Origin of the sequence: Pseudomonas sp. GW456-12-10-14-LB2 (genome assembly GCF_002884345.1) — a bacterium.
GTDB classification, from domain to species: Bacteria; Pseudomonadota; Gammaproteobacteria; order Pseudomonadales; family Pseudomonadaceae; genus Aquipseudomonas; species Aquipseudomonas paraglycinae.
The window spans coordinates 195,243-209,114 of the sequence record NZ_POHV01000001.1 but is presented as its reverse complement, the minus strand read 5'-3'; the positions used below and the strand labels follow the sequence as shown (position 1 = coordinate 209,114).

General features: G+C 60.1%; 11 protein-coding genes. 6 read left to right on the top strand and 5 right to left on the bottom strand.

Annotated elements, in window-relative coordinates:
• The first annotated feature begins 14 nt into the window (after nt 1–14).
• The 6 genes from C1X29_RS01005 (at nt 15) to C1X29_RS00980 (ending at nt 10,204) form a co-directional block, all read left to right on the top strand.
• Nucleotides 15–806, top strand: a complete 792-nt coding sequence (locus tag C1X29_RS01005; protein ID WP_102716662.1) for a YfaP family protein — start codon at nt 15–17, stop codon at nt 804–806.
• Nucleotides 807–857: 51 nt separating this feature from the next.
• Complete coding sequence (locus C1X29_RS01000) at nt 858–2,570, top strand: DUF2138 domain-containing protein (RefSeq protein ID WP_102716661.1); 1,713 nt, start codon at nt 858–860, stop codon at nt 2,568–2,570.
• A complete protein-coding gene (locus C1X29_RS00995) occupies nt 2,540–3,205 on the top strand; it encodes a DUF1175 domain-containing protein (RefSeq protein ID WP_085747626.1) in 666 nt (221 codons plus the stop codon). Before C1X29_RS01000 ends, C1X29_RS00995 begins: the two co-directional genes overlap by 31 nt.
• Nucleotides 3,206–3,267: 62 nt before the next feature.
• The gene (locus C1X29_RS00990) at nt 3,268–7,767 is read left to right on the top strand and encodes an alpha-2-macroglobulin (protein ID WP_256584278.1); all 4,500 of its coding nucleotides are present in this window, start codon (nt 3,268–3,270) and stop codon (nt 7,765–7,767) included.
• A 1-nt stretch (nt 7,768) separates the two neighbouring features.
• Nucleotides 7,769–9,388 carry a DUF2300 domain-containing protein gene (locus C1X29_RS00985; protein WP_102716659.1) on the top strand — a complete coding sequence of 540 codons (1,620 nt, stop codon included), beginning with the start codon at nt 7,769–7,771 and terminating at the stop codon, nt 9,386–9,388.
• A 3-nt stretch (nt 9,389–9,391) separates the two neighbouring features.
• Nucleotides 9,392–10,204 carry a YfaP family protein gene (locus C1X29_RS00980; RefSeq protein ID WP_102716658.1) on the top strand — a complete coding sequence of 271 codons (813 nt, stop codon included), beginning with the start codon at nt 9,392–9,394 and terminating at the stop codon, nt 10,202–10,204.
• Between the two features lie 23 nt (nt 10,205–10,227).
• On the opposite strand, the gene C1X29_RS00975 is transcribed toward C1X29_RS00980, so the two are convergent.
• The 5 genes from C1X29_RS00975 to C1X29_RS00955 all read right to left on the bottom strand — a co-directional run bounded on the left by C1X29_RS00975 (nt 10,228) and on the right by C1X29_RS00955 (nt 13,730).
• Complete coding sequence (locus C1X29_RS00975; protein ID WP_039772002.1) at nt 10,228–10,662, bottom strand: hypothetical protein; 435 nt, start codon at nt 10,660–10,662, stop codon at nt 10,228–10,230.
• 15 nt (nt 10,663–10,677) lie between these two features.
• On the bottom strand, nt 10,678–11,238 hold the full coding sequence (locus tag C1X29_RS00970) for a hypothetical protein (protein WP_102686379.1): 561 nt from the start codon (nt 11,236–11,238) through the stop codon (nt 10,678–10,680).
• Nucleotides 11,239–11,425: 187 nt separating this feature from the next.
• Complete coding sequence (locus tag C1X29_RS00965; RefSeq protein ID WP_085747631.1) at nt 11,426–12,511, bottom strand: macro domain-containing protein; 1,086 nt, start codon at nt 12,509–12,511, stop codon at nt 11,426–11,428.
• Nucleotides 12,508–13,152 (bottom strand): DUF4433 domain-containing protein, encoded by a 645-nt coding sequence (locus C1X29_RS00960; protein WP_074691609.1) that lies wholly within the window; start codon nt 13,150–13,152, stop codon nt 12,508–12,510. The genes C1X29_RS00965 and C1X29_RS00960 overlap by 4 nt, the downstream gene beginning before the upstream one ends.
• Nucleotides 13,149–13,730, bottom strand: a complete 582-nt coding sequence (locus tag C1X29_RS00955) for a DarT ssDNA thymidine ADP-ribosyltransferase family protein (RefSeq protein WP_085747632.1) — start codon at nt 13,728–13,730, stop codon at nt 13,149–13,151. Before C1X29_RS00955 ends, C1X29_RS00960 begins: the two co-directional genes overlap by 4 nt.
• Nucleotides 13,731–13,872: the final 142 nt, after the last annotated feature.

Below are 13,872 nucleotides of genomic sequence, written 5' to 3'. Positions count from 1 at the left end.
GCAGGAGGCATCACATGCGTTCACTTCTTTTGCTGCTGATCGGGTTGGCCTGCGCACCCGCGCTGCTGGCGGCGCCGAGCGCGGAGCTGTCGGAGCCGGTGGGCGGCTGGCGCTATCACGGGCTGCTCGATCGCACGGAAAACCCGCAAGTCGCCTATCCCACGCCGCCGATCGATCGCGGCATCCAGCGCAATCGCACGATGATTGAAGGCCAGCTCAAGGCGATCGGCCATTTACGTCCGCCGCACAGCCTGGCGGTGAATGGCAATCCACTGAATCTGTACACCGACGACCAGGGCCGTTTCGCCCGGCCGTATGCGTTCGGCGCCGGTTCCAACAGCGTCGAGGTGATCAGCGCCGACGGCCAGTCGCTCAAGCGCGTTCAATTCTACGAAGCCAACAACCTGCGCACGCCGGCGCGGATCCGCGTGGTGCTCGGTTGGGACGACCCTAAAGCCGAACTCGACCTGCACGTCATTACGCCTGACGGCCAGCATGCCTTCTGGGCGCGTCCGGCGATGAGCAACGGTGGTGGCCTCGATCCGGACGGCGTCGATGGCCCTGGCCCGGAAATGTTCACCATGACCGCGCCGTTGCACGGCACCTATCTGGTTTACGTCAACTATTGGGGCAACTTCGGCAACGGCGGCTATAACTTCGAGGAGACCAGCAACCAGAACGAGGTCATCACCTCGCAGATCACCCTGGTGCTGAACGAAAACACCGTCGACGAAAAACGCGAAACGTTCATCGTACCCCTGCGGGCCATCGGTGATCTGCTGCTGGTCAAGACTTTCAACTATTAAGCATCCCGCACCACGGATGAACTGCCGAGCTTTGGGAACATGAGCGAGAAGATGAGCGATAACACTGCGACCCCGGCTACCGATGCGTTCGCCGCCAAACCTTCCCGGCGCTGGCCGTTGCTGGCGGTCGGGCTGTGCCTGGTGGCCGGCGTGGCGGGCGGGCTCGGCTGGCTGATGCACAAACCGAAGGCGCCGCCGGCGGAACTGGCCAGCGACAAGCTTGGCTTGAGCCGCCCGGACGCACTGCTGGAAACCCGCTCCCTGAGCCAGTTGCCCAAGGACTTGCTGACGGTGCCGTTCCTCAAGGCCACGCTCACTGAGGATTTCGTCTTCTATTACGAAACCCACGCCGACCGTCTCGGGTTGATCGGCAGTCTGCGGCGGATCATCTACGAGCATGACCTGAAGCTGCAGGACAGCCTGATCGAGCAGCTTTTCGACCAACCGGCTGACGTGGCGCTGTGGCGCGGCGCCGACGGTCGGCTGAAGGATTTCCTGCTGGTGATGGATCGCGGCGGGCTGGCCAAGGTGCTGGAGCCGCTGGCGAAAGTCGCGCTGGATGATTCGCAACTGAGCGTGTTCAGCACCCTGAAGGTCGGAGGCGATGAAGTGCCGCTGTATCAGCTGACCTACAACGCCGGCAAATCCCTGCTGTTCGCCTCCCGTGGCGACAAACTGGTGGTGCTGTCCAATCCGGCCAAATTCTACGATCCGGAAAGTGGTGCTTCCGAGGAGTCCGGCCATGTCTCGCCGCAAGCGCTGGCGGCGCTGCTCAACGGCGAAAAACTGTTCCCCGAAGCGTTCGGGCTCAAGGCCAAGACACCTGAAACCAAACAGCGCCTGTCGGTCAATTCCAGCGTTCTGGCCATGGGTTACCAGCGCTTCATCCCGAACTTCGCCGGCCTGCGTTTCGACATGGACGACAAGGGCTGGCACAGCTACCTCGCCATGGACGAACTGGAGAACCAGCCGGACTTCGATTTCAAACCGGTCTGGCAGGCCATGCCATTGGGCGCCAGTGCCTGCGTGACCTTGCCGGTCGCTGCCGAGCCGCAGAAGCCGCTGCTGGTGAAACTCGGCGCCGAAGAAGCCGTGGCGCAGAAACTCACCGAACACGTGGCCGGCGCGGCGGGCCTGTGCTGGTACGCCGATTCGCGGCTGTACACGCCGTTGCTGGTGGCCAGTCTGAACGACGAAGACAACGGCAAACTCGACGCTGATATCGGCACGCTGTTCGATTCGATGGTCGGCGCTTACGAAGGCAAGGTCGACGAGCACGCGTTCCCGGTGGTGGAAAAACAGGAAGGCCAGAGCCACCTCTGGCAGCGTCAGGTCAGTTCCAACTTCGGCCCTTACGCGGCCAAGGATGCCGAGAACCCGGACGCGATCACCGGCCGTGCCTTCATGAAAGTCAGCCTGGCGCGCCACGGTTCCACGCTGCTGTTTTCCCTCGACGACAAACTGGTCGACAAGGCGCTCGGCACCCTCGACAAACGCTTCCCGCCGATGGCCGATGTACTGCCGAAAGACGTGCTGATGCCGATCTACTTCGGCCCGGATTCGATGGCGCAACTGATCCAGCAGGAAACCCTCGACAGCCTGCCGCAGGACATGGAGCCGGTGTTCTACAACGCCGCGCAAACCTACCTGATCCCGAAACTGCGCACCCTCGGCGGCATGGGCAAATACGCCCTGACGTTGCCGGAAGGCAGCGAGCCTGACGGTCACTGGCAATGGCTGCCGCTGGAGTGGAAAGCGCTGTGACCGGACTCATTCGCAGCCTTGGCCTTCTGGCGCTGTTGCTCAGCGCCGGTGCCCGAGCCGTTGAGATTCCAGCCCTCGATCCGCAGCAATCCCAGGTGTTTCGCGCCTGGTTCGTGCGTATCGCTCAGGAGCAGTTGAGCAAAGGCCCGAGCCCGCGCTGGTATCAGCAGGACTGCGCGGGGCTGGTGCGTTTCGCCGCCAACGAAGCGCTGAAAGTCCATGACGACAAATGGCTGCGCAGCAATGGCGTGTCCAACCGCTACCTGCCGCCGGAGCTGGACCTGAGCGCCGATCAGCGCAAGCTCGCCCAGCAATGGCAGCAGGGCGGCGGCAAGGTCGGGCCCTACGTCAACGCGATCAAACTGATTCAGTTCAACAGCCATCTGATCGGCCGCGACGTGTCCCAGGCACGGCCCGGCGATCTGATGTTTTTCGATCAGGGCGACGACCAGCACCTGATGATCTGGATGGGCCGCTACATCGCCTATCACACCGGCACGACCACCCCAACCGACAACGGCATGCGTTCGGCAAGCCTGCAGCAACTCATGACATGGAAGGACACCCGATGGATACCCGACGCAGCCAACCCCAACTTCATCGGCGTCTATCGACTGAACTTTCTCTCCCAATGACCGGTGCCCGCATGCTGCGTTTACTGTCTTTTCTGTTGCTGTTGACCCTGCCGTTTTAGGCCGTGAATGCCGAAGACACCGTGGAGCCAAGCGGCTATACGCCGGTGTCCGGTGAGAGTTTTTTCCTGCTGGCCGACAGCAGTTTCGCCGCCGACGAACAGGCGGTGGTGCGCCTCGAAGCACCGGGTCGCGACTATCGCCGTTTCCGCATGGAACCGTACGGCGGCGCCGATATCCGGGTGTACAAGATCGACAAGCCGCTGGACTTCCTCAAGCGCCAGAAAAACCTGCACCGCGTGGTCAGCGACGGCCAGTTCAAGGGCGAAGGCCTGTCGAACACCCTCGCGTATCTGTGGGACAACTGGTACCGCAAATCCCGTCGGGTGATGCAGCGTGCGTTCTCCTATGAGTCGCGCCAGCAAGTCACCGAAGAAGTGCCGGAATTGAAGATGGGCAACGCCATCGCCGCGCCGACACCGTACGACGCGCAACCGCAATTCGCCCTGATTCCGGGTCTGCCGGTGGTTAGCCAGTTCCGCTATCCGCTGTGGCAGGCCAAGCCGATCCAGCCGCCGACCGGCGTCAATCTGGCCGGGTCTTCCAGCGAGTTCGTCAGCGTCGCGCCGGGTAACGTCTACATCCCGTTGGGCAATTTGAAACCGGGCCTCTATCTGGTCGAAGCGCTGATCGGCAAGTACCGCGCGACCACCATGGTGTTCGTTTCCAACACCGTGGCGGTGAGCAAGATTGCCGGTGATGAATTGCTGGTGTGGGCCGCGCGCAAACACGAAGGCAGCTCGGTGCCGAAGGTCAATGTGTTGTGGACCGACGGCCTCGGCGTGATGAGCAGCGGCGCCACTGATGCCGACGGTCTGCTGCGCCTGAAACACGTCAGCCCGGAGCGTTCGTTCGTGATTGGCGAGGACGAAGAGGGCGGTGTATTCGTCTCGGAAAACTTCTATTACGACAGCGAAATCTACGACACCAAACTCTACGCCTTCACCGATCGGCCGCTGTATCGTCCGGGTGATTGGGTGTCGCTGAAAATCGTCGGCCGTGAATTCAGGAACGCGCGGGATTCGGTATTGCCGGGCGCGGCGGACGTCAATGTCAGCGTGCTCGATGCCACCGGCACCGAGCTGCAGCGCCTCGATCTGAAACTTGATTCCAAGGCCGGCACCCAGGGCCGTTTCCAGTTGCCGGACAATGCGGTGGCCGGTGGTTACGAGCTGCGTTTCAACTACAAGGATCAGGCCTACAGCAGCGCGTTCCGGGTGGCGGAGTACATCAAGCCGCATTTCGAAATCTCGCTGAATCTGGCCAAGCAGGATTACCGCACCGGCGAACCGGTGAAAGGCAGCTTGGTGCTGCTTTACCCGGACGGCAAACCGGTGGCGAACGCCAAACTGACCCTGAGCCTGCGCGCCCAGCAACTGTCGATGGTCGACAACGAGCTGCAATACCTCGGTCAATTCCCGGTGGAGCTGACCAGCACCGAACTGACTTCCGACAGTAAAGGCAACGCGACCCTCGACCTGCCGGCCGCCGACAAACCGAGCCGCTACATGCTCACGGTGTTTGCCAGCGATGGCGCAGCGTATCGGGTCAAAACCACCAAGGAAATCCTCATCGACCGCGGTGCCGCCAGCTTCCGCCTGACTGCGCCGCAGCGCTTCAGCGCGGTGGGTGACAAGGTCGCGTTCAGCTACGCCAACGAGGGTGGCAGTGTGCAGGCCCAGGCCGTTGTGCCGAGCAGCTACAGCTGGGTTCGCCTGGAAGACCAGACCACCGGCGAAGGCAAACTGGCGGCGAAAGACAAAGGCTTCAGCGTGGCGTTCGATCGCCCGGGCACCTACAACCTGTCGCTGAAAGATCAGCACGGTCGGGTGCTTGGTGCGACCGGTCATTCGGTCACCGGCGATGGCGTCAAGGCTGTGCCGGGCACCGTGGAAATCGTCCTCGACAAACCCGAGTACAAAGCCGGCGACGAAGCGCTGGCGCTGATCACTTTCCCGGAGCCTGTCAGCGATGCACTGCTGTCGCTGGAGCGTGACAAGGTCGAAGCCACCGCGCTGCTGACCAAGGGCGGCGACTGGCTGAAACTGGAAAAACTCAGCAACACCCAATACCGCGCACGCATCCCGGTGAAGGACAACTTCGCGCCGAACCTGACGTTCTCCGTGCTCTACACCAAGGGCGGTCAGTACAGCTTCCAGAATGCCGGGATCAAGGTTGTTGCGCCACAGATCGATGTGGCGATCAAGACCGACAAAGACACCTATCAGCCGGGCGATACCGTGACGGTCGATCTGACCACGCAGTTCGCCGGCAAGGCAGTGCCGGCGCACCTGACGGTCAGCGTGGTCGATGAAATGGTCTACGCGTTGCAACCGGAAGTCGCGCCGACCATCGACCAGTTCTTCTACCACCCGCGCCGCAACAACGTGCGCACCAGCGCCAGCTTGTCGTTCATCAGCTACGACGTGGCCTTGCCGGGCAGCCCCGGCGCGCCGGGCAAGGCCAACCGCAGCGAACGCGGGGTGAAAGTGCTGGAGCGGCCGCGCCGCGAAGACGTCGACACCGCTGCGTGGCAACCGGAATTGCTGACCGATGCCGACGGTAAAACCCGTTTCACCTTCAAGATGCCGGACTCGCTGACCCGCTGGCGCATTACCGCGCGGGCGATTGCCGATGACGGTCAGGTCGGGCAGAAGAAGCAGTTCGTGCGCTCGGAAAAACCGCTGTACCTGAAGTGGAGCGGGCCGAGCAAGTTTCGCAAGGGCGATCAGCCGCAACTCGGCGTGTTCGCGTTCAGCCAGGCCGAGAAACCGGTCAAGGCTGAATTGGTGACGCACTACGCCGGCGCTGAACAACGCCTGCCGGTGACCCTCAATAACGGCATCAACTACCTGCCGCTGCCGGCCTTCGCATTGGCCACCGGCGAATGGACCGCCGAACTGGTGCAGGACGGCAAAACCGCCGATGCCCTCGCGGTACGCCTGACCGCCACCGGCGAAGGCTGGCAAGTGACGCAGACCCAGAGCCTCGACGTGGCCAGCGGCGACACGCCGTTGAGCCTGCCGGCAGACGCCACCGACATTCGCCTGCGTCTGGATGACAGCCCGCAAGCGCTGTTCCGTTCGGCCCTCGACGATCTGCTCAGCTATCCGTACGGCGGCGTCGAACAGACTGCCAGTCGTTTGCTGCCGCTGAGCATCGCTTATCCGTCGCTGGCGTCGAGCCCGCAGATCCGCGATCGCTTGCGCCTGATCATGCAGAACAGCCGTCTGCGCCTGGTGCAAATGGCCGGGCCGTCGGCGAGTTTCACCTGGTGGGGCTTCGATGGCGAGCCGGATGCGTTCCTCACCGCTTACGCCTATTACGCCGACTGGAACGCCAGTCAGGTGCTGGATCTGACCTTGCCGCCGGAGCACTGGCAGCGGGTGCTGGAGGTCTACGCCAAGCAGGCGCCGAACACGCCGTTGCTGCAACGGGCACTGATCCTGTCGTTCGCCAAGCAGATGCATCTGCCGGTCAACACGATGCTCAGCGGTTTGATGGACGATCTGGCGAAGGCCGGGGAAGGCAATGCCGAAAACCTGATGGACGACGGCGAAGACAGTCTGGTGATGGGCGATCCGGATTCGGCGCTGGGTCTGGCGGCGGCGCGGGTCTTGACCGCATCGCTGGCGACCCAGTCGAAAGTTGCTTTGCCGGACGCGTTCAATCGTCAGTTGGGCGCAGCGCAACAGCGCTTGTCGGTCAGCTCCCAGCCGTTTGCCGAAGCGCTGAACCTGTCGCTGCAACCGTTCGATCAGGCTCGTGCGAACGCGCTGCTGCAACGCCTGTTGCCGCAGCAATCGACCCTCGAACGTGCGCTGGCGCTAACCTGGCTGCAACGCAGCATCGCCCAGGCATCGCCGACCATCGCGCTGGCCCCGGGCGAAGGCTGGAAGAAAAACTACGGCGCGACCGGCGAGATGTATTGGACGTGGCAGGGTGCTGCGCCGGTGCCGAGCGTGTTGTCGGTGTCGGGCACTCAGGAGCGTCCGTTGCGTGCCGCGCTGAGCTTCCAGACCCAACAACCGGCGGTCGATCCGATGGCGGTGACCATCACTCGTCGCCTGTCGCGTCTGGTGCCGGGTGACGAAGCCTTTACCTTCAAACTGGAGCCGGTCGGCAGCAAGCCGTTGTCCAGCGACAGCCTGTATCTGGACGAGGTGATCATCACCAGCAAGGCACCAAAACCGCTGCGCTACGGCATGCTCGAAGTACCGCTGCCGCCGGGTGCGGATGTCGAGCGCACCACGTGGGGCATCAAGCTGCAGGGCAAGGACGGCACCGAACCGACTGCGCTGGAAAAAGCACGGTTCGAACCGGGCCAACTGGCCTACGCGGTGCCGGTGGATGCGCTGAGCGGTGAATTGCGTCTGCGGCATCTGGTGCGCTTCTCGCAGAAGGGCCAGTTCAACCTGCCGCCGGTGCGTTTCACTCAGGTCTACGCGCCGCAGCATCAGGCCCGCGAAGCGAAAGCGGCCCTCGGTCAGGTCACGGTCAACTGACATGACCCGGCCGCTGGTCTGGCTGCTGATGTGTGTGATTCCTGCGCTGGCGACGGCGCAGGATGAACCGTTGCGCGTGGCCTACAAGGGCGAATTGCTGTCGCTGAACCCCACGCAACTGACCGCCCGCGAGCCATTGCCTTCGTCGCTTGATACGCCGCTGGGCAGTTTGTGGAAGGTGTTCGTCTACGCGTGGCTGGTGGATACCGGCGCGCAGGAACCGGCTTATGAATGTCTCGGGCAGTCGAAGGAAGAAGTCTATTGCTGCACGGCGGGCGGGAAGATCGAGCGTGATCAGGCGCTGGTAAAATCCTGCGGGCTGTATTTCGAGCCGGCGCGGTTGGGCATAACCGCTGGCGATTGGAGAACCTATTGGCAGGCGCGACAGGCGCCGTCGTGGTTGCTGGATTTGCCATCGGTGCAACCGGCTACTCGGGTGTCCGTGGCTGACTTGTTGAAGGTTTTATCTTGGCTGCCGGCTCAGGATCAAATGCGCCGTGTGCTGCTCGACGTGGTGCTGAACGCGGCGGACGGTAATGTCGTCGGTGAACTCGGCGGGCGCTTGCGGGTGAAAACCTGGAGCTGGCTCGGCGATCAGGATCCGCAATCACGTCAGGGCGGATTCGCTGGCTGGACGGCGGACGGCTCGCCGATCTGGGCCGGTGGCCGGGGCACCAGTCAGATGGTTCTGCGGCATTACGGTTCGGCGTTGGCGACGGTGTTGCCCGCATCATGGCCAGCGGAAGCGGGGCGATGCGTTGAGGTCGGACTGTTCTCGCGTTATCCGGTTTCGCGGGTTCTGGTCGGTGATCGAGTGGTGAGCTCCGGCCCGTTGCAGGGCGATTACCGCGTCGAATTCGTTAATGGCAATACGCTGGATATCCACAGCGATGGCGAGCTGTTTCTGCTCAACGACAAGCTTGTGGCTCGGCTGGATCGCGAAGAGTACGTCGCCCGTGTGCTGGAGCGTGAAGCCAAACCCGAGCCGGCCGAAGCCGCCAAAGCGTTGGCCGTGGCGATCCGCACGTATCTGCTGCAAAACGCCACGCGCAACGGCGAATGCCTGAGCATCGACGACAGCAGCACCCGCCAACGCGTCGCCCCGCGCCCGGCTTCCGCCGAATCCCGCAACATCGCCGCATGGACGTCGGATCTGGTATTGGCCGGCAGCACCGTCACCTATCACTCCGATCAACCTGGCCCCGACAAACTGGCCTGGCAACAAGCCGTCGAGCAAGCCAATGCCGGGCAGCGTTACGACGCGATCCTGCTGCACGCCTATCCACGAGCGAGCCTTAGCCGCTGGGACAACCCGGTGGCGTCCTGCGAAGCACTGCCCGCCGCGCAGGACTGGCTGCAAAAACAGCGGCGCGGCTGGAGTCCCAGGCTGGAAAGCGAAACCGGCTACAACGAAGTCAGCACGTTCGCCGTCTGCAAACTCGCCTTCGGCCGCCCCTTCGTCGACCGCGAACGCCAGCGCATCTATGTGCGCGGCGTGCTGTCCTTGCAGGACCGCCTCGACCTGACTCACGAATACCTGCACCTGGCCTTTGAAGCACATCCCAACGGCCAGGATGAAACCTATATCGAAGGGCTCGCCCGTCACCTTTTGCTGGAATAGACCATGACACTCCGTTATCCACAGGTCTTGCTGTTCCTCTGCGCGCTTAATGCATTGCCAATGGCGATGGCCGCCGACAGCGTCAAACTCGACACCCCGGTCGGCGGCTGGCGCAGCGGCGCACCCGAGGGCGAAGGCGAAAACTTCCGCCAGACCGTCAACTATCCGGCCTCCTCGGTGAATACTCCGCTCGGCCAGGCCAACACCGCGCGCATCAGTGGCGAAATCAAAGCCACCCCGAAAAACAAAGAGCCCGGCCGCCTGATCGTCAACGGCGTCAGCATGCCGCTGAAAATCGACGACAGCGGCCGCTTCGACCGCCCGTTCTCCTTCCCCAACGGCAGCAACAGCGTCGAAGTCCGTAGCCCCGACGGCCAGCAACGGCACCGCACGCAATTTCTCAACACCAGCGGCGGCGCTACTCCGGCGAAACTGCGGGTGTTGCTGGCGTGGGACAGTGACGGCACCGACCTCGACCTGCACCTGATCACACCCGACGGCGCGCACATCTGGTACGGCGATCGCGTCGCGCCCAATGGCGCTGCTCTGGATGTCGACGTGACCACCGGTTACGGCCCGGAAATCTTCGCCATGCCGGCGCCGATCAAGGGTCAGTATCTGGTGTATGTGAATTATTTTGGCGGTGGGTATCGCGGGGATGATGAGGGTGGAGAAGAGGCGGTGCAGCCGTTGACTACCGCGCAGGTGACGGTGATTACGGAGGAGGGGACGCCTAGCGAGAAGATGGAGACTTTCATCGTGCCGATGCGGGCGGTGGGGGAGTTGACGTTGGTGAAGTCGTTTAGTTATCCCTGAGCAGGAGCCTGCTCAGGGTTGCATTAGAAGCCGGGTGGAATGTAGCCGGGCACGAACGGAACGTTGATGCACTTCCCGTGAATGATCTTCCCGTCTTCAATCCTGAACAGCACGATCTTCTTGGCCTTATTGACGGTGGCCTCCAGTTTGCAATCCGAACTGTGACCGACTGTCTCGTAGTACTCGGTGTAAACCATGCCGTTGCCGGTATGGTTCATTGAAGTCCCGGCCGCTTCTGTAGTGGTCCAGCTGGAGGATTTGAACCAGGTGAGAACCGCCAGATTCTCACCGTTGGCACCGGTCTGTTTTTTCATCGAGTCGGGTTTGCCGAACAGGTCGAGTGCTTCCTGGACATCGCGTCCTTCCCATCGAGACTGAGCAATCAGGTGGCAGCCATGCAGCAGCAATAGTGTGGGTGTCAGCAGCACCGCCAGTAACGTTTTAGTCCATTGATTCATCATGCGTTCCGCCGCTTACTTGTTACCGAGGATCGAATCCAGGTTGTCCATCATCTGCCCCTTCTCCTGAATCGGTGCCAGCTTGAAGAACATCTGTTGCATGCCCTGAATCATCTGCAAGGGCTCCATCTTGCCCAGCGCGATCATGTCCTTTTTAGCGGGGGAGCAAACAAACTCGGCGGCGCGCTGTACCCAGAACTCCTTCGGCTGCTGCCATTGGTCGTTAACTTTCAGGTGCCGCATCATGTAGGCAATGCGATCTATGGATTGCCCATTAAGAAAGCGGACCTTGTTCGTCGAGCACTGCACTTCGAGGTTGTAGGCATCGATCATCGGTTTGCCGGGTTCTTCATACACCAGCGTCACGGCCACCAACTTCGCACCCTTGGTATGGTTCGACGGCACCACTGAAGTGCTGTCGGCTACATACATGATGTTCTTGTTGGGAATGCCGTTGCCGTAAATGATCCACCAGTCACCGACGGGGTTCGGTTCTTCTGCCTGCGCGCAAATAGTGGCGGTCAGAAGTGCGGTTGCTAGAACAAGGGATTGATTGAGTTTGAAAAACGACGACATGGTGTTGCTCCATTCCTTGGTGCTTTTGCAATGCACAAAAACAGAATGGAAATTTAGTGGCGAGGTTGGGTGAGGGGCAATTAGGGCAGATGTGCTAATGGCTTATTGCGATGGTTCAATAATCGCCTGAGCCGTCTACTCATTGCACGTGCCAAGCGGACAGGCAAACTCGCATTTATTGTCTGCGTCAGGCCGCTATTTTCGGGCTGAAACTGCTGGAGATCAGGCGATTAATCGCGATTTCAAGAGCTTGATCATCGAATAGTTTATTTTTGCGCACCGCAGCTCCACCCCCGCCGTCCCAGTTTCTCAGTGCTTCACGTACCGCAGAAACGGTCGGAACAACCCCTTCCTTAATCAGCAACCAATCGACGGTCGCGAGTAATTCCATTCCGAAGGGGGATTCAAAGCCATCGATTAATTCAGCTGTGCGCTCTAAAGCTTGGGAATATTCCCTGGCTTCAGTCTTTAGGTAGGTCTGCAAAAAAGCCTTGCGATCTTGATCAAACCAAATCACATCGGTGATTTCCGCATCACTGATACGCTTGTCGCAATGTAGATAGCTACCATCCAGATTGTTGAGCAGATGCTCCAGTCGATTGGCGTATGGCCCGAATTTATGAGCGATAAATTTCAGGTTTAGCGGGTTCTCTGTACTTGGAAGTTTTTCAATTGCCCGCTCAAGAAACCAAGCCAGTTTTTGAATCTCGAGCAGACTGCATTCCATGCCCAACACCCAATAGCGTCGAACCAGTTCAGCGATAAGGGCACGGGCCGGCGTGAGCGTCTCTACACCGTTGCGCTTGGCGACATTCAGATATTGATTGGTCGGCTCGAACACCAGCACGTCGACATCCAGATCCCCCAAAACCTCAACGATCTGTTCGCGGACTTCAGGCCACTTCAATCCACCGTTACCAGCACCCAGTGGCGGGATAGCGACTGATTTCACGTCATTCTCAATTAGAAACCGACGCAGGTCGTGCAGACCTTCTGTTATCCAGGCCATTTGCGAAGGTGAACGCCAGTGACGTTTGGTCGGGAAATTGACGATCCAGCGAGGTCCTTCAAGTTCGTTGGTGGCGGTCACGTGCATCTTGCCGGTTTCAACTTCCTTGGCCTTGCACGCCGCTGCGTACAGACGATAGTTCTGCGCAAAGCGTTCTTTGAACATCAGCGCGATGCCTTTTCCCATCACGCCCACGGTGTTCACCGTGTTGACGAGGGCTTCGGTCTTGGCTTCCAGCAGGTTGCCTTGGGTAAATCTGATCATTGGAAATACCATTTGGGACGCGCATGGACAGACAACGTCAGGCCTCGAGCGGCGACGTCTTGTTCTATGCGTTCTTTCATTGCATCGGTGTGGCACATGATGCCCAGTAGTCCCGTAATCGGTAAGTGATGGTGGATCAGCGCTTCCGCTTGATAACGCTCAATTTTACGAGGGTCATCAGGATCGCGCTTGAAGTCGCGCCGTTGAAGGATAGTCCAATCGATCTGGTCGAGATTCGCCAGATCGCTGTAATAGTCTGTCCAACTCGGATAGGCATGTGCGTTTGTAAAGACAAACGGTAGGCCGAGCTCTTCAACGCGATGGAGGCTTGAGACCAGAATGACGATCTCGTCATTGCTGCGTTGCTGCACGCTCCACCCGGAGTGGATGTTCTGCATCATCACCGAGAAGGGCGTGAAATAGAAGGGCACGTAGTCGGCCAGGACGCCTTCGGGTGCGATAGGCACCTGACGGGAACGGCGCTTGTCGATCAAGTCGACGTTGCCGATGTTCACGTAATGAGGTGCCTGTACTTCCGAGTTTGCGCAATGCAGGCCGTTGTCCAGAATCCAGGGCAGGTTATCGCGATGGACGATACGCCAAATCAGAGCTTTCTCTGGATTCAGGCTGGTGTAGTTCATTGATAAAACATTCTCTGATTCACGCTGGTCTGCACATTAACATCCGCTGCCTGCAATTTAGCTACGCAAAGTGCATCGACTTCTTCGCTGGGGGTAAAGATTTTGAAGAAGGCCTCAGGTTTAACAACCCCCGGTGCGAGACACTCGGCCATGCAGATGCTTTTGCAATGAGGGTCCAGGTAATCGCGACTGCTCATGACATCCCACTCGATGGCTTCGAAACCCTGTTCGTAATCAAGTAGCTGTATTGAGTCGCCTGCTAACGGGTGGCGTGGAATGATTTTCCAGCCGTATTGCCTGGCCGTTGATCTGTAGACCGAGATCAGTACAAATTGGGCCTCTGGCCTGTTGCGCTGGACGCTTCCGTCAAATGGATTCTTCGCAAACCAGTGGAAGGGCACGTAATTGTCGAGCTGCAGAGCCTGCCGCTTTTTCAGGATTTCAGCATCTGCGACGTCTTTGAAACCCGAGAGGCCAGCGCGAGGTTTCAAACCATCCTTGAAAATTCCATCCAGGTTTTCAACTGAAGTGAGATGGTAGAGAAGCTTCTGATCCTTGATGCTTTTAACGTCCGACATAGTGGTCTCCTTGACCTGCACATCAACCTAAACTGGATTCAGTTCCGGCCTCGCCCCGTGCTGATGTAACCCTCGATCCGTAGGGGTTGGTAGAACAATCGCTGCGATTCTAGTGTGCCATCACTTTTGGCCACAAGCCCAC

What these genes read in the sequence shown, in the direction of transcription:
- C1X29_RS00980 (WP_102716658.1), top strand. Translation starts at nt 9,392, where the DNA reads ATGACACTCCGTTATCCACAGGTCTTGCTGTTCCTCTGCGCGCTTAAT.
- C1X29_RS00970 (WP_102686379.1), bottom strand. Translation starts at nt 11,238, where the DNA reads ATGTCGTCGTTTTTCAAACTCAATCAATCCCTTGTTCTAGCAACCGCA.
- C1X29_RS00965 (WP_085747631.1), bottom strand. Translation starts at nt 12,511, where the DNA reads ATGATCAGATTTACCCAAGGCAACCTGCTGGAAGCCAAGACCGAAGCC.
- C1X29_RS00960 (WP_074691609.1), bottom strand. Translation starts at nt 13,152, where the DNA reads ATGAACTACACCAGCCTGAATCCAGAGAAAGCTCTGATTTGGCGTATC.
- C1X29_RS01000 (WP_102716661.1), top strand. Translation starts at nt 858, where the DNA reads ATGAGCGATAACACTGCGACCCCGGCTACCGATGCGTTCGCCGCCAAA.
- C1X29_RS01005 (WP_102716662.1), top strand. Translation starts at nt 15, where the DNA reads ATGCGTTCACTTCTTTTGCTGCTGATCGGGTTGGCCTGCGCACCCGCG.
- C1X29_RS00985 (WP_102716659.1), top strand. Translation starts at nt 7,769, where the DNA reads ATGACCCGGCCGCTGGTCTGGCTGCTGATGTGTGTGATTCCTGCGCTG.
- C1X29_RS00995 (WP_085747626.1), top strand. Translation starts at nt 2,540, where the DNA reads ATGGCTGCCGCTGGAGTGGAAAGCGCTGTGACCGGACTCATTCGCAGC.
- C1X29_RS00955 (WP_085747632.1), bottom strand. Translation starts at nt 13,730, where the DNA reads ATGTCGGACGTTAAAAGCATCAAGGATCAGAAGCTTCTCTACCATCTC.
- C1X29_RS00975 (WP_039772002.1), bottom strand. Translation starts at nt 10,662, where the DNA reads ATGAATCAATGGACTAAAACGTTACTGGCGGTGCTGCTGACACCCACA.